22 protein-coding genes, 1 pseudogene and 1 riboswitch are annotated in these 21978 nt (G+C 60.3%); of the genes and pseudogenes, 16 read left to right on the top strand and 7 right to left on the bottom strand.

Annotation, left to right across the window (positions count from 1 at the left end; all coding sequences use genetic code 11):
* Positions 1 to 82 precede the first annotated feature (82 nt).
* The 10 genes from ACTG1P_RS07480 (at position 83) to ACTG1P_RS07435 (ending at position 8266) form a co-directional block, all read left to right on the top strand.
* Entirely contained in the window at positions 83 to 493 is a 411-nt protein-coding gene (locus tag ACTG1P_RS07480) for a VOC family protein (RefSeq protein ID WP_107682390.1), read from the top strand.
* A gap of 101 nt (positions 494 to 594) precedes the next feature.
* The gene (gene phoB / locus ACTG1P_RS07475) at positions 595 to 1284 is read left to right on the top strand and encodes a phosphate regulon transcriptional regulator PhoB (protein ID WP_005338414.1); all 690 of its coding nucleotides are present in this window, start codon (positions 595 to 597) and stop codon (positions 1282 to 1284) included.
* A gap of 8 nt (positions 1285 to 1292) precedes the next feature.
* Positions 1293 to 2588 (top strand): phosphate regulon sensor histidine kinase PhoR, encoded by a 1296-nt coding sequence (gene phoR / locus ACTG1P_RS07470; protein ID WP_440000901.1) that lies wholly within the window; start codon positions 1293 to 1295, stop codon positions 2586 to 2588.
* Between the two features lie 178 nt (positions 2589 to 2766).
* Entirely contained in the window at positions 2767 to 3741 is a 975-nt protein-coding gene (locus tag ACTG1P_RS07465) for a PstS family phosphate ABC transporter substrate-binding protein (protein ID WP_440000900.1), read from the top strand.
* A 181-nt stretch (positions 3742 to 3922) separates the two neighbouring features.
* Positions 3923 to 4729 carry a M48 family metallopeptidase gene (locus ACTG1P_RS07460; RefSeq protein ID WP_100654279.1) on the top strand — a complete coding sequence of 269 codons (807 nt, stop codon included), beginning with the start codon at positions 3923 to 3925 and terminating at the stop codon, positions 4727 to 4729.
* Entirely contained in the window at positions 4717 to 5223 is a 507-nt protein-coding gene (locus ACTG1P_RS07455; RefSeq protein ID WP_440000899.1) for an N-acetyltransferase family protein, read from the top strand. The genes ACTG1P_RS07460 and ACTG1P_RS07455 overlap by 13 nt, the downstream gene beginning before the upstream one ends.
* A 108-nt stretch (positions 5224 to 5331) precedes the next feature.
* Entirely contained in the window at positions 5332 to 6234 is a 903-nt protein-coding gene (locus ACTG1P_RS07450; RefSeq protein ID WP_005343908.1) for an ROK family protein, read from the top strand.
* Between the two features lie 41 nt (positions 6235 to 6275).
* Positions 6276 to 7001 carry a copper homeostasis protein CutC gene (locus tag ACTG1P_RS07445; protein WP_440000898.1) on the top strand — a complete coding sequence of 242 codons (726 nt, stop codon included), beginning with the start codon at positions 6276 to 6278 and terminating at the stop codon, positions 6999 to 7001.
* A 150-nt stretch (positions 7002 to 7151) separates the two neighbouring features.
* Entirely contained in the window at positions 7152 to 7763 is a 612-nt protein-coding gene (locus ACTG1P_RS07440; RefSeq protein WP_440000897.1) for an FKBP-type peptidyl-prolyl cis-trans isomerase, read from the top strand.
* A gap of 188 nt (positions 7764 to 7951) precedes the next feature.
* Positions 7952 to 8266, top strand: a complete 315-nt coding sequence (locus ACTG1P_RS07435) for a DUF2845 domain-containing protein (RefSeq protein WP_005338404.1) — start codon at positions 7952 to 7954, stop codon at positions 8264 to 8266.
* A gap of 52 nt (positions 8267 to 8318) precedes the next feature.
* On the opposite strand, the gene ACTG1P_RS07430 is transcribed toward ACTG1P_RS07435, so the two are convergent.
* The gene (locus ACTG1P_RS07430) at positions 8319 to 8537 is read right to left on the bottom strand and encodes a DUF1107 family protein (protein ID WP_005358887.1); all 219 of its coding nucleotides are present in this window, start codon (positions 8535 to 8537) and stop codon (positions 8319 to 8321) included.
* Between the two features lie 178 nt (positions 8538 to 8715).
* Here ACTG1P_RS07430 and yfcD point away from each other — a divergent pair, with 178 nt between their 5' ends.
* Complete coding sequence (yfcD, locus tag ACTG1P_RS07425) at positions 8716 to 9222, top strand: NUDIX hydrolase YfcD (RefSeq protein ID WP_440000896.1); 507 nt, start codon at positions 8716 to 8718, stop codon at positions 9220 to 9222.
* 83 nt (positions 9223 to 9305) lie between these two features.
* Here yfcD and ACTG1P_RS07420 read toward each other — a convergent pair whose 3' ends face one another.
* Entirely contained in the window at positions 9306 to 10232 is a 927-nt protein-coding gene (locus tag ACTG1P_RS07420) for a phenylacetate--CoA ligase family protein (protein WP_440000895.1), read from the bottom strand.
* Positions 10233 to 10387: 155 nt separating this feature from the next.
* Between ACTG1P_RS07420 and ACTG1P_RS07415 the strand changes: the two genes are divergently transcribed.
* Together ACTG1P_RS07415 and ACTG1P_RS07410 are read left to right on the top strand one after the other, a co-directional pair.
* Positions 10388 to 10861: a peroxiredoxin gene (locus ACTG1P_RS07415; protein WP_440000894.1), complete on the top strand. Its 474-nt coding sequence runs from the start codon at positions 10388 to 10390 to the stop codon at positions 10859 to 10861.
* 126 nt (positions 10862 to 10987) lie between these two features.
* Positions 10988 to 11956 (top strand): calcium/sodium antiporter, encoded by a 969-nt coding sequence (locus ACTG1P_RS07410; protein ID WP_005343920.1) that lies wholly within the window; start codon positions 10988 to 10990, stop codon positions 11954 to 11956.
* Between the two features lie 84 nt (positions 11957 to 12040).
* On the opposite strand, the gene ACTG1P_RS07405 is transcribed toward ACTG1P_RS07410, so the two are convergent.
* On the bottom strand, positions 12041 to 13207 hold the full coding sequence (locus tag ACTG1P_RS07405; protein ID WP_440000893.1) for a type III PLP-dependent enzyme: 1167 nt from the start codon (positions 13205 to 13207) through the stop codon (positions 12041 to 12043).
* A 507-nt stretch (positions 13208 to 13714) separates the two neighbouring features.
* A riboswitch (glycine riboswitch) is annotated at positions 13715 to 13830 on the top strand.
* Between the two features lie 249 nt (positions 13831 to 14079).
* Between ACTG1P_RS07405 and ACTG1P_RS07400 the strand changes: the two genes are divergently transcribed.
* The gene (locus tag ACTG1P_RS07400; protein ID WP_005338391.1) at positions 14080 to 15456 is read left to right on the top strand and encodes an alanine/glycine:cation symporter family protein; all 1377 of its coding nucleotides are present in this window, start codon (positions 14080 to 14082) and stop codon (positions 15454 to 15456) included.
* A gap of 114 nt (positions 15457 to 15570) precedes the next feature.
* On the opposite strand, the gene ACTG1P_RS07395 is transcribed toward ACTG1P_RS07400, so the two are convergent.
* Positions 15571 to 16287: a lipoyl protein ligase domain-containing protein gene (locus tag ACTG1P_RS07395; protein ID WP_440000892.1), complete on the bottom strand. Its 717-nt coding sequence runs from the start codon at positions 16285 to 16287 to the stop codon at positions 15571 to 15573.
* Between the two features lie 98 nt (positions 16288 to 16385).
* Positions 16386 to 17783 (bottom strand): nucleobase:cation symporter-2 family protein, encoded by a 1398-nt coding sequence (locus ACTG1P_RS07390; RefSeq protein ID WP_440000891.1) that lies wholly within the window; start codon positions 17781 to 17783, stop codon positions 16386 to 16388.
* Positions 17784 to 18029: 246 nt separating this feature from the next.
* Between ACTG1P_RS07390 and ACTG1P_RS07385 the strand changes: the two genes are divergently transcribed.
* The gene (locus ACTG1P_RS07385; protein ID WP_040066714.1) at positions 18030 to 19151 is read left to right on the top strand and encodes a GGDEF domain-containing protein; all 1122 of its coding nucleotides are present in this window, start codon (positions 18030 to 18032) and stop codon (positions 19149 to 19151) included.
* Positions 19152 to 19184: 33 nt separating this feature from the next.
* Here the strand turns inward: ACTG1P_RS07385 and ACTG1P_RS07380 are convergent, their stop codons facing one another.
* Positions 19185 to 19433 (bottom strand): YciN family protein, encoded by a 249-nt coding sequence (locus tag ACTG1P_RS07380; RefSeq protein WP_005338382.1) that lies wholly within the window; start codon positions 19431 to 19433, stop codon positions 19185 to 19187.
* Positions 19434 to 19556: 123 nt separating this feature from the next.
* Positions 19557 to 20935, bottom strand: a pseudogene (locus tag ACTG1P_RS07375) (MATE family efflux transporter).
* Positions 20936 to 21055: 120 nt separating this feature from the next.
* Here ACTG1P_RS07375 and ACTG1P_RS07370 point away from each other — a divergent pair.
* The gene (locus ACTG1P_RS07370; RefSeq protein WP_440000890.1) at positions 21056 to 21913 is read left to right on the top strand and encodes a helix-turn-helix transcriptional regulator; all 858 of its coding nucleotides are present in this window, start codon (positions 21056 to 21058) and stop codon (positions 21911 to 21913) included.
* Positions 21914 to 21978 lie beyond the last annotated feature (65 nt).

Genomic DNA, 21978 nt, shown 5'->3' with positions numbered 1-21978 from the left:
GGAGCCCTGCCCGTCCAGCCGCTATGATGCGCCCTTGCCGGGGCATTGCGCCCGTTGACTCATCTGTTGAGGTTTTTCTGCCATGTCACAACACATAGGGGCGCTGACCCTGCTGGTGGCTGATTACGATCAGGCCATTCGCTTTTTTACCGAGGGACTTGGCTTTGCGCTCCTGGAGGACACTCGGCTCGATGAACCGGGCAAACCTGGCAAGCGCTGGGTGCGGGTTGCCCCCAAAGGGGCCCCGGGTTCCGCGTTGCTGCTGGCACAAGCGGCCAATGCGCAGCAGCAGGCCGCCATCGGTCAGCAGGGCGGTGGCCGGGTATTTCTGTTCCTCGAGACCACTGATTTCTGGGGGGATTACCAGCGCATGCAGGCGTACGGTGTTCATTTTTGTGAACAGCCCCGTGACGAGCCTTATGGCACCGTGGTGGTGTTTGAGGATATCAGCGGCAACCGGTGGGACTTGTTGCAACGTACTGCTGCCAACTGAATCTGAAAACGTTTATCATCCCGCCTGTCATAAAGTCATAAAAGTGTCACAGAAAATTCTAATAATTGGCGCACCCATCTTCACAGAGGAGAGAGAAGGGAATGGCTAAGCGAATTCTGGTGGTCGAGGACGAAGCACCGATCCGCGAAATGCTCTGCTTCGTGTTGGAGCAGAAGGGATATGAGACGATTGAAGCGGAAGATTACGCCGATGGACTGGCGAAGGTGCGCGAACCCTACCCCGAACTCATCGTGCTCGACTGGATGATGCCGGGCGGCAGTGGCATCCAGTTTATCAAGCAGCTCAAGCAGGATGAGGTGACGCGCCAGATCCCGGTGGTGATGCTCACCGCTCGCGGTGAAGAGGAGGACAAGGTGCGTGGTCTGGAGGCCGGTGCCGACGACTACATTACCAAGCCGTTCTCGCCCAAGGAGTTGACCGCTCGCCTCCATGCGGTGATGCGCCGCGTGTCGCCAACCTCGGTGGACGAGGTGATCGAGGTGCAGGGGCTGAAACTCGATCCTGTCTCCCACCGGGTCAGTGCCGAAGAGAAGGCGCTCGACATGGGGCCGACCGAATTCAAGCTGCTTCACTTCTTCATGACTCACCCCGAGCGGGTCTACAGCCGTGAACAGCTGCTCAACAATGTCTGGGGTACCAATGTGTACGTCGAGGACAGAACCGTGGATGTGCATATTCGTCGCCTGCGCAAGGCGATTGAAGAGACAGGGCACGACAGATTGATCCAGACGGTGCGTGGAGCCGGATACCGCTTCTCAACTCGTCTCTAGAGGCAGTTATGTTGCAACCTTACGCCTGGCGGCGACAGTTGTGGCGAATGGCGTTTTTTTACGCCCCCTTCGCATTGGTTGGCTGGTTGATTGATCATCTTGCCCTCTGCCTGTTGGTGGCGGCCGTGTTGCATCTGGGCTGGCACTATCGCTTCCAGAAGCGGCTCTCTGACTGGTTGTGGCACGACCGCAGCCTGGTGCCCCCCAGCGGCAATGGCAGCTGGGAGTACATCTTCAACGGTATCTACAAGTTGCAGCAGCGTCACCGTGCCCGTCGCCGCGAGCTGGCGGGGCTGATCCGCCGCTTCCGGGAGGGTGCCGAGGCGCTGCCCGATGCCGCCGTGGTGTTTCGCACCGATGGCAGCATCCTCTGGTGCAACCGGCTGGCGGAGCAACTGCTCGGTTTTCGCTGGCCGGAGGATGCCGGCCAGCATATCGGCAACCTCATTCGCAATCCTGCCTTTAACGCCTATCTGGGCAAGGGGGTGTATGACGAGCCCCTCGAGATGCACTCCCCGGTCAACGAGGAGAAGTTTCTCGAGTTTCGCATCATGCCCTACGCCTCCGATCAGGCGATGCTGGTGGTGCGGGATGTCACCCGTTTGCGCAGTCTCGAGAAGACCCGCAAGCACTTCGTTTCCAACGTCTCTCATGAACTGCGCACTCCGCTGACCGTGCTCAAGGGTTATCTGGAGATGACCGAGGAGCCGCCCCCGCCCGCCATGTGGGCCAAGGCGCATCGGGTGATGATGGAGCAGACTATCCGGATGGATAATCTGGTCAATCAGCTGCTCACCCTCTCCCGTATCGAGGCGGCCCCGACCGTGGATCTCTCCCATCTGGTGGACATGCCTGCCATGCTGGGGCTGCTGGAGCAGGAGGCGCGAGCGCTCTCGGGCGATCGGGCCCACCAGCTCGAATTTGTAGTGCAGCCCAATTTGCTGGTGCGCGGGGATCAGGAGCAGCTGCGCAGTGCCGTCTCCAACCTGGTCTACAACGCTATCCACTACACCCCGGCGGGGCGAAAAATTACTGTGGAGTGGCGCAAGCAGGGGGCGATGGCGCTGTTTGCCGTGAGCGATGAAGGGGAGGGGATTGCTCCCGAGCATCTGGCGCGGCTGACCGAGCGGTTCTATCGGGTCGACAAGGCACGCTCGCGCCACACCGGCGGCTCAGGCTTGGGCCTTGCCATCGTCAAGCATGCCCTCAGTCATCACGACTGCCAGCTCGATATCGAGAGCCGGGTCGGCCTTGGCAGCCGCTTCAGCTTTCTCATTCCGAGCCGCTTGGTGGTGATTAAATAGTCTTTTATGGCAATGGGTTAGCTGCAAAAAGAGGGCCTTTGAACGGGCCCTCTTTTCATTTGTTCAAATCTGTCGCCATGTCATTAAAGTGTCACATTAAATCCATAAATTTGTCACTGCCAGGTCAGATACTGGCGCCGTCTTAAGAACGGACCTTCTGTAACTTTGGAGAGATTGGATGAAACTCAACAAACTGGCTGGTGTAATCGGATTCACCGCAGCAACCCTGTTTTCTGTCAGCGCCCTGGCTGCCGGTGTGGATAAAGACCTGCCGGATTACAAACCGACCAGCGGCATTTCGGGCAACCTGTCCTCTGTCGGCTCTGACACCCTGGCCAACATGATGACCCTGTGGGCCGAAGAATTTAAGCGTTTGTACCCCAACGTCAACGTGCAGATCCAGGCCGCCGGTTCTTCTACCGCCCCGACTGCCCTGACCGAAGGTGTTGCCCAGTTCGGTCCGATGAGCCGTGCCATGAAGGCCGGTGAAGAGGAAGCATTCGAGAAGCGTTACGGTTACAAGCCGACTGCCATCCGCGTTGCAGTCGATGCCCTGGCTGTGTTCGTCAACAAGGACAACCCCATCAAGGGGCTGACCATGCCGCAGATCGACGCCATCTTCTCCAGCACCCTCAAGTGCGGCGAAGCCAAGGCTGCCACCAAGTGGTCTGATCTGGGTCTGGACGGCAACTGGTCCAGCAAGGATCTGCAACTGTTCGGTCGCAACTCCGTATCCGGTACCTACGGTTACTTCAAGGAGCACGCCCTGTGTAACGGCGACTTCAAGAGCGGCGTGAACGAGCAGCCGGGTTCTGCTTCCGTGGTGCAGTCTGTTTCTGCCTCCCTGAACGGCATCGGCTACTCCGGTATCGGTTATGTCACCTCCGGCGTGCGTGCGGTACCGCTCTCCAAAGATGGCAAGACCTTCATCGAAGCGACCTCCGATAACGCCATCACCGGCAAGTATCCGCTGTCACGCTTCCTGTACGTTTACGTGAACAAGCATCCGAACAAGCCGCTCTCCCCGATGGAGCAAGAGTTCGTCAAGATGATGCTCTCCAAAGCAGGCCAGAACATCGTTGCCAAAGATGGCTACGTGCCGGTGCCGGCCAAAGTGGTACAGGCTGACCTGAAAAAGCTGGGTATCATGTAACTGCCCGCAGTCAGCATGCCCTGATAAAACGAGCCCCAAGCGGGCTCGTTTTGTTTTTGGCGGCTGTAAGTTTTGTTAATAGCGCAGGATGGATATTTTTCCGCCAGCCGGGGGCTGGCTCCCTTGCTTAGCAGGGCGGCATTTCCGAGAATAGGGCAACGTTATGGCAAAGGATCCCTTCATGATTGCGTCCCTCACCAAGTTTGGCATGGTAGCCCTCTGTAGTTCCCTGCTGGTCGCCTGCGCCCAGTCGCCGACCGGCCGCAGCCAGATGCTGCTCTACTCTCCCCAGCAGATGAACCAGCTGGGCGCCGACTCCTTCGAGCAGATGAAGAAGCAGGAGAAGGTGAGCAAGGATGCCAAACTCAACGCCTATGTCTCCTGTGTTGCCAAGGCGGTGACCGCTCAGGTGCCGGCCAGCTATGGCATCACCAACTGGGAAGTGGTGGTGTTTGACTCCAAACAGGTCAACGCCTTCGCCCTGCCCGGCGGCAAGATTGGTGTCTACAGCGGTCTGCTCAAGGTGGCCAAGAATCAGGATCAGTTGGCGACCGTCATCGGTCACGAGCTGACTCACGTACTGGCCCAGCACTCCAACGAGCGACTCTCGCGCAGCCAGCTGGCGGGGATCGGTCTGGCGGCTGCGGACATTGCCATGGGCACCAGCGAGTATCGCGGCGCCACCATGGCCGCCCTTGGCCTCGGGGTCGAGGTGGGGGTGATGCTGCCCTACGGCCGCACTCAGGAGAGCGAAGCGGATCGGCTGGGGCTTGAGCTGATGGCGCGCGCCGGGTTCAATCCGGCCGAGGCGATCCCCCTGTGGCAAAACATGAGTGCCGCCGCCGGTGGCAACTCCCCGCCGCAACTGCTCTCCACCCACCCGAGCAACGAGAACCGGATCGCCGAGTTGCAGGCGCAACAGGCGCAAGTGCTGCCGCTCTATGAGCAAGCCCGCGCCAATGGTCTGGTGCCCCAATGCAAGGCGTAAGCCTGCGCATGGCGCGCAGCGACGATGCCGCCGCCATGACGGTGATGCAGCGAGCCAGCTGGCTCGCTGCCTATGGCCAGGTGCTCGGTGCTGACCTGCTGGAGCAGCTGGACGTCACCGCCCATCTGCAGATTTGGCAGAGCCGTCTTGCCGAGCCGGGCCCAAGGCCCATGCTGCTTTGTCTCGATGAGGTGGTGATTGGCCTGCTCTACTGGCAACCACTGCAGGAAGCGGGGCAGAGCAGCGCCCTGATCCGCGCTTTTTACCTCCATCCCGACCACTGGCGACAAGGCTATGGCAAACGGCTGTGGCAGGCGGTGGCGATGCAGATGCGCCGCGCCGGTTGCCATAGCGTCAAATTGTGGCTGCTCGATGGCAACCACATCGGCGAGGGGTTCTACCTGCGCCGCGGCTTTGTCTTTGACGGCGAAGAGCGCACCCTGATAAGCCTCGGGCAGCCCTGCCTGCAGCGACAAATGAGCCGTTTGCTCTGATCACTCTCCCGTTTTTCGCCTTCGGTCACTTTATTTTTTTTGCGAATTAATACAATGTCCCCCTTGAAACAGAGTTGGATAAACACGGGCTGACAAGGGAGTGCTGGCATGTATTACGGCTTTGATATCGGTGGCACCAAGATCGCCTTCGCGGTCTATGACGGTGCATTGAACCTCTGCCATGAGGAGCGCATGAGCACCCCGGGCAACGATTACGAGGGGTTGCAGCAGTTGATCCGCTCCCGGGTCGAGCAGGCTGATGCCCGCTTCGGCGCACGGGGCTCGGTCGGCATCGGTTTCCCCGGTGTCATCAACAGCCAGGATCACAGCATAGTGGCGGCCAATCTGCCCTCCATCAATGGTCGCCATCTGGGCGCCGATCTGGCCGAGCTGCTGGAGCGGCCGGTCAAGGTGGATAACGATGCCAACTGCTTCCTCTGGTCCGAAGTGCATCAAGGGGCAGCCGACGGCGCCGGCAGTGCGCTCGGTGTCACCATCGGTACCGGCATCGGCGGCGCTGTTTATCTGGCGGGCAAGCTTATTCAGGGGCGCAACTGGCTGGCTGGCGAGATTGGTCACTACCCCTTGCCCGCGACCATGCTGATGAAGTACCCCGAGTTGCCCCGTCCCCGTTGCGGCTGCGGCCGTCTGGTCTGTTTTGAAACCTATGCCTCCGGCACCGGTCTGGAGCGTCTCTATCACCATTTCCATGGCCAGCGCGCCACGGGTCACCAGATTGTGGGACGCTTCGAGGCCCATGAACCCCATGCGGTCGAGACTGTCGACTGCTGGCTGGAGATCATGGCCGCCGGGCTTGCCACCGCCATTTCGGTGATTGATCCCGAAGTGGTGGTGTTGGGGGGCGGCCTGAGCGGCCTGCCCGCCCTCTATGAACAGCTGCCGCTGCGTCTGCCCGGTCACTTGCTGCCCGGGGTCGCCCTGCCCGAGATCCGCCAGGCCCGCTTCGGCGGCGCCGGTGGTGTGCGCGGCGCAGCCTTGCTCAATCTATGAGATCAGATGTGGGGTCTGATCTCCCCGAAAAAGGAGTCCTCATGACCCGTCTTGAAATCTGTATCGACAACCTGGAATCCCTGTTTACTGCCCAGCAATCCGGGGCGGATCGTATCGAGCTCTGCTCTGCGCTGGGTCTGGGCGGCCTGACCCCCTCCTACGGCTTTATGCAGCAGGCTGCCTGCCATGCCACCGTGCCGGTTTATGCCATGATCCGCCCGCGCGCCGGGGATTTTTGCTTCAACGACGGCGAGTTCGAGATGATGCTGCAAGATATCGCGGCCGCACGTGCTGCGGGGCTGCAAGGGGTGGTGGTCGGTTTGCTGGATGAGGAGGGGCGGGTGCCTGCCGCCAAGCTCAAACAGCTGGTGGATGCAGCAGGCCCGTTGGGAGTCACCTTCCATCGCGCCATCGACCTCTCCTCCGATTGGCGCCTCGATCTGGAGACCATAGTCGCTGCCGGTTGTGAGCGCATTCTGAGCTCGGGCCATGCGCCGACCGCGCTGGCTGGGCTGGAGACCCTGCAGGAGATGCAGCAGGCGCTGGCGGGGCGTGCCAGCCTGATGCCGGGTGCCGGGGTCAATGCCGACAACGTGCGTACCATCATCGAGTTCACCGGAGTGAGCGAAGTGCATATGTCCGGCATGGGCTGGCGCGGCGGCATGGTGCCGCACGGAGTGAATATGGGCACTTCCGATGATGGTCGGGTCAATATCACCGATGGTGCGAAGGTGGCTGCGGTCAGAGCCTTGCTGGATCGCGGTTAAGCAGATCGCCGCCGTTGGGCGGCGTTCATCCGCATCTTGTGTGAAGTTCCTCCCACTGACGGGGAAATCAGGGGCGCCCCCGGCAGCACCCCGGCCAAAAGTCTGATATTATCCCGCCTCTTTACTACATGGATCTGGAGCAACATCTCAATGTCCCAATACGACTCTATCGAACAGAAGGCCAGCTATGGCATCGGCCGCAACATGGGTGATCAGCTGGCGCAGCAAGCCTTCGCCGGTCTGGATATCCCGGCCCTGCAACAAGGTCTGGCAGATGCCCTGAATGGTCTGGAGTTCGCGGTCAGCCGTGACGATATCAATGATGCCTTCCAGGTGATCACTGCGCGTATGCAAGAAGAGCAGGAAGCCGCCGCCAAGGCCGCCGCTGCTGACGGCGAAGCCTTCCTGGCTGATAACGCCAAGCGCGCTGAAGTGAAGGTGACCGACTCCGGTCTGCAGTACGAAGTGCTGGTAGAAGGCAACGGTGCCGTTCCGGTAGCCGGTCAGTCCGTGCGTGTGCACTACCACGGTACCTTCACCCACGGTGGCGTATTCGACAGCTCCGTCGCTCGCGGCCAGCCGGCTGAATTCCCGGTGACCGGCGTGATTGCAGGCTGGGTTGAAGCGCTGCAGCTGATGCCGGTTGGTTCCAAGTGGAAGCTCTACATCCCCCACGATCTGGCCTACGGTGCCCGTGGTGCGGGCTCCATCCCGCCTTACTCTGCACTGATATTTGAAGTCGAGCTGCTGGACATCCTGTGATCCTGCTGGCTTGATGCAAACGGCGACCCTCGGGTCGCCGTTTGTTTTTGGGCTATGTGATAGACAGCATTTGTCGCGACCAGCGGGCTGGAGAGCAGAAAAGGGCGGCACTTTTGCGCTTTTTACTGGTTTTTTCAGAAACGGGAACAGGCATACTGCGACTCATTAGAGAGGATAAGGAGAACCCGATGAGCAAGAAGATGAAGAAAGTAGCGGGGCTTGCTCTGTTGCTGCTGAGCATTCCGGCCAGTGCCGATGCCATGCGCTGCAAGAACGCCCTGATCACCGAGGGAGACACCACCGCCGAGATGCTGCTCAAGTGCGGTGAGCCGATGTTGCGTGAAGAGCTCAACCGCAACGAGGAGAACCAGTTTGGCAACATGGTGCAGGTCAAATATGGTGAACGCTGGACCTACAACTTCGGCAAGAACGAGTTCATGCGCTTTGTTACGGTGCGCAACGGCATCATTACCGATATCGAAAACGGCCCGCGCGGCCAGTAGCCGGCGGGCAAAGCATGGATGCACAACAGACAGTAGGGCAAGACCCTTTGACTCACATGTCCGGCAAGGGGTCGCGGTGACCAAGTTGTCTGACCGCCAGATTGATCTGGCGAGCCAGTCTTAGCCGCTGGTGGCAGGTCAGGCCATGGAGGCTGATCCTGCCCGCGTTGAATTCAAATGTCCCCAGCGACTCGATGGCAAAATAGCCTCGATGAAAGCTCTTGATGTAGCGAGCGATCTGCCGTGGGGATAACTGCTTGAATACCTTCATCACACGGTTCCCTGATTGCCTGGACAGGGCACACTATGGTGTTGGTCGATGACATTGATATGACGGTTTATAAAGATTTGCATGAATCCTTATTTTGCCAGTGAGTTCGGCAAATTGAGGGCGTCATCGAAAAAGTTGTGCCATGACAAACCACCGCACCGATATACTGCGGGCTTGAATGGAACAAATAAAGGGCCTGTGCGTGGAATGGGTTGATGTGGTGGACGGGAACAACCGGGTGATTGGTGTGGCCGAGCGAGCCAAGGTGCGGCGAGAGAATCTCTGCCATCGTGCCAGCTATATTCTGGTGCTCGACGATGCGGATCGGATCCTGGTGCAGCGACGCACCCTCAGCAAGGATTTCTGCCCCGGCATGCTGGATGCCTGCGCCGGTGGCGTGGTCACCACCGGTGAGGAGATGGAGCGCTCCGCCCGGCGCGAGCTGGCCGAGGAGCTGGGGATTATGGATGTTCCTCTGCAGGGCTTTGGCAGCTTTTATGCGGAAGGGGAGGGCTACCGGGTCTGGGGCGGCCTCTTCAGTTGCCGCTATCAGGGGCCGCTGCAGTTGCAGGCCGAAGAGGTGAGCGCGGTGCACTGGATGAGCCTGGCCGAGATTGCCGAGCGCGCCAGCGAATTTACCCCCGACTCCCTGCTCGCCATCGCCACCTGGCAGGCAAGGCGCTGACCAACTTCATATATCCTCTTCTCCAGAGACAAGACGGGCAGCCTGATGGCTGCCCGTCTGCCTTTGTGCATTTACTTGGTCTGCTACACCAGCTTGAGGCGCCGGTTGGTGCGCCCGCAAGCGCTCGGTTTGGCGAGCCAGTGACCTTGCCAGTCGGTGGCTAGCCGCAGCAGCGGATACTCCAGATCGAGCCTTGTCACCACAAGCTGGCCTGTTTCATCGCCACTCACGGGATTGCCGCTGGCGGGATCGATGATTTCGACGATGCAGCTCTCGTTGACGATAAAGCCCTGACCGGGCTGACTCTCGTAGGCCACCACCCCCACATCCTGCCACACCAGACAGTTGAGGGCCGCAATGCCGTGAATGGCGCGCAGTGGCGCGGTTTCCGGGTGAGTGGCTTCACACAGCAGGGCGCGGCGCAGCGAGTCGCTCGGGATCTCCGCCGCTTCGGCCGCTTCCAGCAGGTCGAGCAGGGTCACCAGCGGGCCGACGTAGCCGGTGGGTTGATAGCGCAGCAGTGCCTCCAGCTGGCGCAGGGTATCGTGGGGGCCGCAGGGTACCACGGGAGCCCCCAGCTGGCGGGCGCCGTTATCGAAGATAAAGGCGGTGGGGCCAGCATGATAGTCGTGGCCGTTGAGCATCACTTCCCCCGCCTTGAAACCGGCGGCAAACAGTGCCCGGGCGGCCCCCCACCAGTCTGCTCCCGCATACTCGGGGATGGCCAGCTGGCCTGGACAGGAGAAGACCCGCAGCGCCTGACTGGCCGGACGGCCGGTGAGACCGGCAAAGGGGGGATGAGCTTGCTGGGCGGCAAAGAGCTCTTTGCTGTCGAGCAGTGGCAGGGTGGCCAGCTCTGCCAGATCCTCGAGGCGACACTGGCGATAGGCGCTGGAGTAACCGGCGCAATATTGACTGACATGGGTAAGCTGATGATTGAGCTGGTCCAGTTGCTGCTGTTCGCGCATGGCGGGGGGACGAATCTCCAGACCATCGTAATAGTGTTGCATGGGGCCTCCTGGCGCCGTGAAACCAGCTCAAGAGTAGTCTGCCCAAGGGGAAAATGCCTGCCGCTACCCATGGTCAGGCTCAGAGCCGCTGTTAGGAGGCATCGTCACTCTGGGATAAACTGGCGACTTCCCATCACGACTCAGGACGAGAAATCATGATTGCTGTAGGACAACCCCTGCCTGCGGGCGAATTTACCTTTATCACCGCCGAGGGCAAGCAGCTGCGGGATAGCAAGACGCTGTTCGCCGGTAAAAAAGTGGTGCTGTTTGCGGTACCCGGCGCTTTTACTCCCACCTGCTCCAATGCCCATCTGCCCGGCTATGTGGTGCTGGCCGATCAGTTTATGGCCAAAGGGGTGGATGCCATCTGTTGTCTGTCGGTCAACGACGCCTTCGTGATGCGGGCCTGGCAGACGGCCCAGAATGCCGAGGCGATCACCATGCTGGCGGATGGCGATGGCAGCTGGACCCGGGCGCTGGGTCTGGCCAAGGATACCGGCGCCTTTGGCGGCATCCGCGCCCAGCGCTTTGCGTTGATCGCCAATGATGCTGTTGTAGAGCAGCTGTTTTTGGAGGAGCCGGGCAAGTTCGAGGTCTCCGATGCCGCGAGCCTGCTGGCTGCACTGTGAAATGTTAATCACGGTTTGATTTCCCCTTGAAATGGGAGGCGGCACAGCTACACTGGCGCCACTTTCCCATGGTGCCTGCCCGTTTGGGCTGGCGCTTCGTTGCAGATAACAAGAGATGAAGATCCTATGACCCTGGCTTTTGTTGCCCTGATTGCCGGACTGGCGCTGCTGGTCTGGAGTGCAGACAAGTTTGTCGATGGCGCTGCCGCCACTGCCCGTTATGCGGGGATGCCGCCACTGCTGATCGGCATGGTGATCATCGGTTTTGGTACCTCGGCCCCGGAGATGGTGGTCTCGGCGCTGGCGGCGTCCCAGGGCAATCCCGGGTTGGCGCTTGGTAATGCCTATGGCTCCAACATCACCAATATCGCGCTGATCCTGGGTCTGACGGCACTGATCAGCCCTATCGCGGTGGCCTCTCAGGTTGTGCGCAAGGAGATCCCTATTCTGCTCGGTATTACCCTGCTCTCCGGCGCTCTGCTGATCGATGGTCATCTGGGCCGGATGGATGCGGTCATTCTGGGGGCTGTCTTCGTTGCCCTGATGGGCTGGTCCATCTGGGCTGGCATGAATGGCAAGGGAGATGCGCTGGATACCGAGACCGCCGAGGATATAGAGAGCGAGGGGATGTCCCTCAAGAGCGCCATCTTCTGGCTGGTGGTCGGGCTGGTGCTGCTGATCGGTGCTTCCCGCCTGCTGGTCTGGGGGGCGGTGACCATCGCTCAGGCACTCGGTATCAGCGATCTGGTGATTGGTCTCACCATAGTCGCGGTGGGAACCTCCCTGCCGGAGCTGGCCTCGTCGCTGATCGCCATTCGCAAGAACGAGCATGATCTGGCCCTTGGCAACGTGCTCGGCTCCAACCTGTTCAACACCCTGGCGGTGGTGGGGATTGCGGCGGGCATCCACCCGCTCGATGTGGCGCCGGAGGTGCTCACCCGTGACTGGAGCATCATGATGGGGCTGACCCTGCTGCTGCTGGTGATGTGTCTGGGCCGCAAGGGACAAGGCCGTATCAACCGGTTGGAGGGAGGCGTGCTGCTCACCTGCTTCGTCGCCTACACCGGCTGGCTGCTGACCAGTCAGTTTATCTGATAGAGGTTGGTGAAATGATAGAGGGGGAAGCTCAAGCTTCCCCCTCTTGTTTTTGCCCAGTGAACCTGTTGGCGAGCGGTTTGCTCAGGCTACTGCCACCAGCTTCTGCCCTTTCTGGCTGCTGTCCAGAATGAGGATGCTCGCCTTGGGGAAGAAGTTGAAGGTGGAGGCGGAGGCCCAGGTGTAGGCGCCCATCACCTTGCCAACCACCAACTCGCCGATAGCCAGGTCCGGCAGCATGATGCCATCGCGGATCACATCCACGCTGTCGCAGGTGGGGCCGGAGAGCACCGAGTTGTGCTGCTCGCCACTGGCATAAGGCGTGCTCACCGGATAGGTGACGTGGTCATAGAGCTGGCCGTTGTAGCTGCCGTAGAGGCCGTCATCCAGGTAGTACCAGATCTTGTCGCCGCGGTGGGCCTTGCCCATCACGCTTGAAACCGAAGTCATGGCCGGTGCGCTGATAAAGCGGCCCGGTTCGGCAATCTTCTGCACGGTAGCGGGCAGCTTGGCCAGCGCTTCGCGGATCGGCGCGCAGAAGCTGTCGATATCGAACTCGCCCCCCTCATAATCGACCGGGAAACCGCCGCCTATATCCAGCACCCAGGGCTTGAGCCCGAGCGCCCAGGCCTGCTCCATGATCTCGCGGCAGGCATCGATGGCCTGCACATGGCGACGGGCGTGGGGTACCTGAGAGCCGACGTGGAACGACAGTCCCATCACCTTGATCCCCTTGGCGTGGGCCAGTTGCAGCAGCGGCAGCGCCTGCTCCGGGGTGCAGCCAAACTTCTTGGAGAGATCGACCTTGGTCTCGGGGTTGGGGAAGCTGACCCGCAGCAGCAGTTTCACTTCGTCCTTGTAGGGAATGAACTTCTCCAGCTCCAGCGGGTTGTCGTAGACAAACACGGTGCAGCCGAACTCCAGCGCATAACGGATATCGCTGTCGCGCTTGATGGGATGGGTATGAATGCAACGTCCCGGGCGAACCCCCTGACTGCGCACCAGATCCACTTCGCCATTGGTGGCCAGATCGAAACAGGCCCCCTCTTCTTTCAAGACAGAGACCACCGCCTCATGGGGCAGGGGTTTGAGTGCATAGTGCAATCGTACATCGGGCAGAGCGGCGGCCAGGGCCCGATACTGTTTGCGGACGGCTGCCTTGTCGAGCAGCAGCAGGGGGGAGCCGAATTGTTCAACCAGTTGACGGTAATCTTGTGCGACCACATCTTTTGCAACCAGGGTCTCGTTCATTCTCTTTTGGTCATCCTTAGGGGGCGTGATATGCCCAAGCCATATGCGATTGAACCGGCGACGGCCGGGTCAGGCGAGCGGTCCGGTGGGACCAACCGAACACAGTGCATAAATTGATAGCAAAGTGCTTGGTTATGCAGCGGATTATCGGCTTATTGATTCTGTGTGCAAGCATTTTGATTGGATATGTCGGCAAGATTTTCTTGGCGAAACGAGAGGGATCACTGTTCTCTATCCGCCATTTTTCCCGTTTGGGCCACATTTGATCCGTGAGAGCCTAACTTGTTGATAGTTAACTAACATTTAACATTCTTGCCGCGGTTCTGGCGGTCACTAAAAAAATATAAATGGGGGTGGCCAAGTGCGAGACAGCTCACATTTTTTGGATTAACATGCCGACTTCCTAATCCAAACTAGTTCGGATGAAGGTAGCAGGAGAGCGATGGGCAACCATCCACCGAAGAAGTGAATCTTTCAGGTACCGGGCAACCGGTGTGGACTGCTACTGGACGATACTCTGGAGAGACCCGTTAAATCGGGCGCCGAAGGAGCAAGGCACCATGACGACCCGCAAGGGCAGGCTGGCGCCGGAAACTCTCAGGCAAAAGGACAGAGGGGATGGGATGGTTGTACCTGGGCTTGGAACTGTTCACGATCTGTAACGAGAAGTCGTCAGCAAGGTAAAGAGCAGCGCAGGAACCGGAGTGTATGTAAATACATGAGGCTTCCGAGCAGCGCATGAGCCTTGATCACGGCCTCGCAGCAAGAGTGTGAACACGTTCCTGGCCCGCATCCGATCGCCTCTGGGGATCGCGACACCTATGGGAAGATCATCCTTCTCCTCCTTAATTTCTGTTTCTTAAGGAGGATGCATGTCATCAATTCAATCGGCGTTAACCGCCATCGATAGCTTTATCTGGGGCCCGCCCCTGCTGATCCTGCTGGTCGGGACCGGTATCTATCTCACCCTGCGTCTGGGTCTGCTTCAGGTCGTGCGTTTGCCGCTCGCTCTGCGGCTGGTTTTTGGTCGCGATCAGGGGCAGGGCAAGCAGGGGGATGTCTCCAGCTTCGGCGCCCTCTGTACCGCCCTCTCTGCCACCATTGGTACCGGCAACATCGTCGGGGTGGCTACCGCCATCAAGCTGGGGGGCCCCGGTGCCCTGTTCTGGATGTGGATGGCGGCGCTGTTCGGCATGGCCACCAAGTACGCCGAGTGTCTGCTGGCGGTCAAATACCGCGAGCAGGATGCCAACGGCCAGATGGCGGGTGGCCCCATGTACTATCTGGAGAAGGGGCTCGGCTCCAAGCCGCTGGCCAAGCTGTTTGCCCTGTTTGGCATCGGCGTAGCTTTCTTCGGGATCGGTACCTTCCCGCAGGTCAATGCCATCTCCGACGCCATGAGCCTCTCCTTCTCGGTGCCCCGTGAAGCGACCGCCGTGGTGCTGACCCTGATCGTGGCGCTGGTGACCCTGGGGGGGATCAAATCCATCTCCAGCGTGTCGAGCAAGGTGGTGCCCTTCATGGCCATCTTCTACATCGTCGCCTGTCTCGGCGTGCTGGTGAACAACGCCAGCGCCCTGCCCGACGCTGTCATGCTGGTTATCGAGAGTGCCTTCACCGGCCATGCGGCGACCGGCGGCTTCGTCGGTGCCAGCATCATGCTGGCCATTCAGTCCGGGGTGGCGCGCGGGGTCTTCTCCAACGAATCGGGACTGGGCTCTGCGCCCATCGCGGCGGCGGCAGCCAAGACCGATTCGTGCGTGGAGCAGGGGCTGGTCTCCATGACCGGTACCTTCATCGACACCATCATCATCTGCACCATGACCGGCCTGACCCTGGTGGTGACCGGCGTGTGGAGCGGCGATGCAAGCGGCGCGGCCATGACCAGTCTGGCCTTTGCCCAGGGGCTTGATGCCCATGTTGGCCAGTATCTGGTGAGCATTGGCCTGCTGTTCTTCGCCTTTACCACCATCCTTGGCTGGAACTACTACGGCGAGCGCTGCACCGAGTACCTGTTCGGGGTGAAGGCAATCAAGCCCTATCGTCTGGTCTATCTGGCGCTGGTAGCGAGCGGTGCTTTCCTCCATCTGGACATGATTTGGCTGCTGGCCGATATCGTTAACGGCCTGATGGCGGTGCCCAACCTCATCGGCCTGATTGGCCTGCGCCATGTGGTGATCGCCGAGACCCGCGCCTACTTTAGCCGGGATCTGGATAGCGAAGCCGAGCCGGAGCCGCAGACGGCCTGAACGCCTCGGCCCGTTTCTCGCTCCCCTTGAAAAGAACAAGCCACGACTCCGGTCGTGGCTTTTTTGTGCGCAGTGTCTATGGATGGGTACTTTCCCTCTCCCTTCGGAATAAGGTCAGGATGGGGGGGATAGCCCCTCGCTCAGCAGGCTATCCAGACGTGCTCGCACTTTCTCTACCAGTGCCTGATCGCTACCGCGCCAATCGATGCAGCTTGCCAGCGTGGTGGAGGTTCTCGCCATAAAACGCAGCTCGCCGCCCGCCAGCTCGTAGAAGCGGCTCGCCATCCTGGTTCCCTCATCCACATCACCCGCCACCAGCAGCATGGCTTGTGCCAGCACGGCGCCCTGGTGATCCTGCCCCGGCGCCAGCCAGCGCTGGGCAGTGCCGGAGATCTTGCGTCCCCCGATCACCAGATTGTACTGACCATCGCAAAAGGAGCCGGGCACGAAGTCATAGCTTCCCTCAAGGCCGTACTCCGCCAACAGGGTCAGCAGCGGCGCCCCCAGCAGCCGGTAGTAGTGGGCGAGGTCTGTGGTGGTGCGAGGCAGCAGCAGGGATAGGTTAAGGATCCCCGCCCCGTGGGGCACGGCGGTACCGCCACTGTCGCGCACATGCACCGGCCAGCCTTCGTCTGCCAGCTGTTTGCAGGCGGTTTCGTAACGGGGGAGGCGGGTATCCTTGCGGGTGACAATCAGGCATTGGGGCGCCTGCCAGAGGTGAGCGCGGGGCTGGCCGTCATGGGCACAGTCGCGCAGCCAGCACTGCTCTTGCGCCAGTATCTGTGCGGGTGAAGCGGTATCGGGGAGGGGAGAGAGCAGGCGATAGGGCATGGCGGCATCCTCAAAAAGGCTGCCCAGCACACTACCCGTGGCGACTGGCAAGGTAAAGCCCCGCAGTGCGGGGCTGTTTGCTATCGGTAGGCTGTGTCTCAGGAGTGACGCGCTTCGCGCTTGGGCAGCAGCAGGTTGAGCACGATGGCGGTAATGCCACCGGTGGCGACGCCGTAGGAGAGTACGCTCTTGGCCAGCTCCGGCAGGTGTTGCAGCACTTCCGGCACCTGCGCGACCCCCAGCCCCATGGCCAGCGACACCGCCAGGATCATCAGGGCGCGGCGATCCAGCTCCTCGCGGGCAATGATGCGCACGCCAGCGGCGGCGATGGTGCCGAACATCACGATAGTGGCACCCCCCAGCACGGGCTCGGGGATCTGCTGTACCAGGCTGGCGACCGCCGGGAACAGGCCAAGCAGGGCCAGCATGGCGGCGATAAAGAGACCGACGTGACGGCTGGCGACGCCGGTCAGCTGAATGACGCCGTTATTCTGGGCGAAGGTGGACATGGGGAAGGTGGAGAACACCGCTGCCAGCATGGAGTTGGCACCATCGGCCAGCACGCCGCCTTTGATCCGCTCCATATAGACAGGCCCTTCCAGTGGCTCGCCGGAGATGTCCGAGGTGGCGGTCATGTCGCCGATCGCTTCGAGCGCCGTCACCACGAAGATGATGGCGAGCGGCACGAACAGCTGCCAGTCAAAGCCGAGGCCGTAGTGAAGCGGAATGGGCACCATCACCAGGGGGCCATCGAAGGTGGGGGCGCTCACTTTGCCCAGCAGCAGCGCCACGGCATAGCCCGCCAGCATGGCGATCATGATGGCGGAGAGGCGCAACCAGGGGTTGCGACTGCGTTGCAGCAACACGATAAGGCCGAGTACCAGCAGGGAGAGGAAGAGGTTGGTGTGACTGGCGAAGCTGCCATCAGAGAGGGCTGCATAACCGCCGCCCATGCTGATCAGGCCCACTTTGATCAGGGTCAGGCCGATCAGCAGCACCACTATGCCGGTCACCAGCGGGGTGATGATCCGTTTCACCAGATGGAGGAAGCGGCTCATCACCATGATAGTGAGTGCGGCAACCATCATGGTGCCGAACAATGTGCCCAGCAGATCCTCGGTGGGCATGGCGGCCTGCTTGAGGGCGAGACCGGAGGCGATGATGGGGCCGAGGAAGTTGAAGCTGGTGCCTTGTACCGAGAGCAGGCCGGAACCGATGGGGCCGAAGCGGCGGGTTTGAATGAAGGAGGCGATACCGGACATGACCAGCGACATGGAGACGATATAACGGGTGTCGGCGGCAGGGAGGCCGAGGGCATTGGCGATAATCAGGGGCGGGGTAATGATGGCGACAAACATGGCGAGCATATGCTGCAGGGCGGCGAACAGCGTCTGGGGCAGAGGCGGGACATCCTCTATGCCATAGACCAGTTCGCTATGGGCTCGCCTGGGGGGATGTGCCTCTCGATTGGCGCGTGTGACAGCAGCCTGTTCCATAAGTACCTCGAATTGTGTGGGGAGGGGGAGAAAATTGGGCGCTATTGTAGTGATTGAAATGAGGCTGACCAGCGCTAATTATGCAAAAAAAGGTTTATTTTTTGATGGGTTGAAACGTTTGCGTGCTGCGATTATCATCTGTCGGTTTGTGTGATCGACCTCTCCTTTTTATTCCCCCCGCTAATGACATTTTTACCACTTTGTAGGTGTAGAATGAGCCCTCAGTATTCATCGTGGAGACTCTGGATGCTCAAGTTGTCAGAGTTCTGGAGTGCGAGGGTTCACTCCGAAGACTTTACTCGTACTCGCATGGGGTTTATGACGGTGCGTTTGCGCCTGCTCACCTGCTTGCTGATGCTCGGGTTGCCCGCCTGGGCCGTGGTGGATTGGCTGACCTTGCCCGCCGTTCATTTCGAGCAGCTGTTCCAGGCCAGGATCTTCTGCACCCTGGCGCTTTCGCCACTTATTCCGCTCTCGTACCTCATCCACTTCAAGCGGGAACGGATGAAGCTGGCCCTTGGCTACCTGATGGCCGTGATGATGCTCTTCTCCCTCTTCTGCCTGAACAGCTTTGGCGCCGGACAGGAGCTGCAGGCGGGCTATGCGGCCTTTCCCTATCTGCTGATCACCCTGTTTGCCATCTTCCCCATCCCCCTCTCCCTCGGCTTGCAACTGGCAGGCGTAGTGCTGGTGACCATGCTGCTGGGCCACTGGCTGCTGGTGGGCCAGAGCATCTGGAGTCAGGCCACCCTGAATCAGGTGTGGGTGCTCGGCATGTTTACCATGGCCAGTTGCTGGGTGCAGTGCGGCCAGCTCAACATGCTGCTGCGGCTATATCGGGAATCGACCACCGATGAGCTGACCGGCATGATGAACCGCCGCCTGCTGATGAAGCAGCTGGAGCAGGCCAGAATCCGGCTGCAACTCAAGAAGAAGCCCTTTGCGGTGATGCTGCTGGATCTCGATCGCTTCAAGCGGATCAACGATATCTACGGCCATCTGGCGGGGGATGCGGTGCTCAAAGAGGTGGCTACCACCCTGGGGGAGCAGCTGGAGCCTGACATGGTGCTGGGGCGTTATGGCGGCGAAGAGTTTGCCATCCTGATGCACAATTGCGCCGATCCGGCGCTGGCGAGCAAAATGGCCGAGCGGCTGCGCATTGCCGTCGAGGCGCGGCTGGTGAAGAGTCCCACCTCGGACGAATTGCTGGAAGTGACGGTGAGTATCGGGATTGCTATGGCCCGTTGTGATGACACCATCGATATTCTGATCAACCGTGCTGACGAGTGTCTCTATCAGGCCAAGATGGCGGGACGCAACTGCGTGGTGGTCGAGGGGCAGAACCGCGCAAAAACAGATGCCGCCTGAGGGCGGCATCCAGCTGGCAATGAGCTGACGAGATCAGGCCAGCTTGTACTTGCCGGAGAGCTGCTGGGCCAGCAGCTTGAACATGTTGAAGACTGCCATGGTCTTGCCGGTCGGGGTGCCGTCTTCGGCCAGGAAATACTCCCCCTTGAACACCAGAATATCCCCCTTCTGCTCCACCGAATCGGCGCGCATACCGTGGATGAAGTCTTCATGCTCTTTGATGATCTTGTTGGCCATCTCAAGCAGGGCCGTCTCGGTGATCAGCTCTTTCTGTGGTTGCATGCTCGTCTCCTTAAACGACTACTGGACAGGGAAATCGTGGGTCCCTGCCTCTGATTGAAGAGGCGCCCAGCATACTGCAAACAGGGTTTTTCTGTCATTGATATGACCCCGATTTGTGGCTGTTTATCCGATCACCAGATTCTTCAACCAGCAGCGTTGGCGAATACGGCGCTGCACCAGCACACCTTGCTGAGCTCCTCCAGCAAGACCACCGCCACCACCCAGGAGAGGGGCCAGCCGAGCAGCGTGACCGCCACCCAGGCGAGCGGGATGCCGATGCACCACATGCCGACGATGTCGATAAAGATGCTGTAGTTGACGTCGCCGCCAGAGCGCAGCACTCCGATGATCCCCACCATGTTGAACACCTTGAGCAGCATCCCGAGGCACATGATGCCGAGCACCTGTCCCGCTTCCGTCATCAGCTCGGGGGGCAGGTTGCCGACCCACTGCAGCAGGTTGGCTTGCAGCAGCCAGACGATGATCCCCACCAGTAGCGCGCCGATGGGGGCGAGTAGCAGGAACAGCTGGGAGTGCTGCCAGGCGACCTCGTACTCCTCGGCCCCGAGCCGGTGGCCGAGCAGGGTGGAGCAGGCCACCGCCAGTCCGAAGAAGAGGGAGATAAGGATGCTCTCCAGGGTGCCGAGTGTGGTCATGATGGCCAGCGAATCGGTGCCAAGATGGGCGTAGAGAAAGCCGTAAATCAGCATGCCGAAGGCCCAGAGGCCGTCATGGAACAGCAGCGGCAGGGCGATCAGGGTAAAGCGCACCACCTCCTTGCGCTTGAAGGCGGCTAGCCAGTCTGGTGCGCGCGGGATCAGGCGCGCCTCATAACGCTTTACGTAGAGCAACAGCAGGGCTGTCTGCAGCAGCCGTGAAATGGTGGTGCCCCAGGCCGAACCGGCAACCCCCATTGCCTCGAAGCCGAAGTGACCGAAGATGAGTGCGTAGTTGAGGATGACGTTGGCGATGATGGCGATAATGCCGATGCGGGTCGGTGCGGCGGCATTGCCGACCGAGCGCAGGGCTGACTCTAGCGGCACTACGATGGCGGTACATAGGATGGTGGCGCCGGTGATCGTCAGAAACTGATCGGCTAGCTCGCGCAGTGCTGGCTCCTGGCTGGCAAAGCCGAGCACGCTGCCCGGTGATAACACATAGATGAAGGCAAAGGGCAGGGTGACCAGCAGGGCACCCACTATGGCCAGCGCCAGGGAGCGGCGTACCCCGGCCATCTCCCCGCGCCCGAAGTATTGTGCTGCCAATACCGAGACCCCGCCCGCGAGGCCCGCTATCACCAGCAGATTGAAAAAGAAGACCCGGTTACCCAAGCCGACCGCCGCCACAGCTGTGGTGCCAAGCTGGCTCACCATCATGATATCGATGAGGCCGAGCAGGGAGAACATCATGGATTGCAGCGAGACAGGCAGGGCCAGCCGCCACAATCGGGTCATGAACTCGCGATCGGTGGTTTGTTTTAAAATCGCTTGCCAATAATTCATAGTTGTTAACCGGGTATGAGAAAAGCAAGGTTTGTCAGGGGTATGATAGGGGCTAGTGAGGCTCTTCTCACTGTGAGTAGCTCTCGGTTTTCTTGTGTAAAACTATCCTGTTGAGGTGTTATGCCATTTGCCAGCGAGTGTCTGGAGATAGCGCCAGCCTGTGAAGAGCAGATGCTGGGACGTGAAGGGCTGCCCCTGCTCGGCGAGGCGGGGATCTTCCTGACCGGTCTCTCCCGGGTGCGGGATCACTACCTGATCCGTCGCAATCGCCCCGAGTTTCACATCCTGATGGTGAGTCACGATGAGGGGGGCGCGCTGCTCACCGACGAGGGGGAGCAAGCCATTCCGGCCGGGTCGTTGATTTTCCTGCCCGCCACCGTCCCCGGCGGTCTCAAACTGATTGGCGAAAGCTGGCAGATCAGCTGGATTTTGCTCGATGACGTGCCGCGCTGGCAGCATCTGCATCGCCTTGGGCACCGTATCTGGCAAGGGGATGGCGGCGATCAGCTCTACCATCTGCTCAGCTTGATGCAGGGGGAGGGGGTTCGTTCTCCGCTGCAACCTCAACTGCTCAGCCTGTTGTTGGCGCTGCTGGAGCGCACCCTGCAAGGGGAGGTGCGCGGCACCCCTGAACTCAGGTTGCAGGCTCTGTTTCGCCGGGTGGAGGCGCGCCTGGACGAACCCTGGAGTGTGGCCCTGCTGGCCCGACAGATGGCCTGCTCGGTGCCCCATCTACATCGTCTCTGTCAGCAAGCGTTCGGTATGGGGCCGATGGCGAGGGTGGCCGAGCTCAGAATGAACAAGGCGCGCCAGCTGCTGCTCTATACCAACTGGCCACTTGGCGAGCTGGCGGCCCGGGTCGGTTACAGCGATGGGGCCAACTTTGCCAACCGCTTTCGCCGTCTTACTGGTCAGACCCCCGGCGCCTTTCGTCGACTGGGTCGCAAACCTTTTGCAACGGATGTGCAAACTCTTTGAAATTAATGAGACAAGCCCCTAGGATCGGCGGGTCCCTGCGTCTAGCTAACCGTTTAGGTACCAAG

The organism is Aeromonas sp. 11P, from assembly GCF_051920165.1.
Lineage (GTDB): Bacteria > Pseudomonadota > Gammaproteobacteria > Enterobacterales > Aeromonadaceae > Aeromonas > Aeromonas veronii.
The sequence above is the reverse complement of the archived record's forward strand: the minus strand, read 5'-3'. Positions and strand labels throughout refer to the sequence as shown.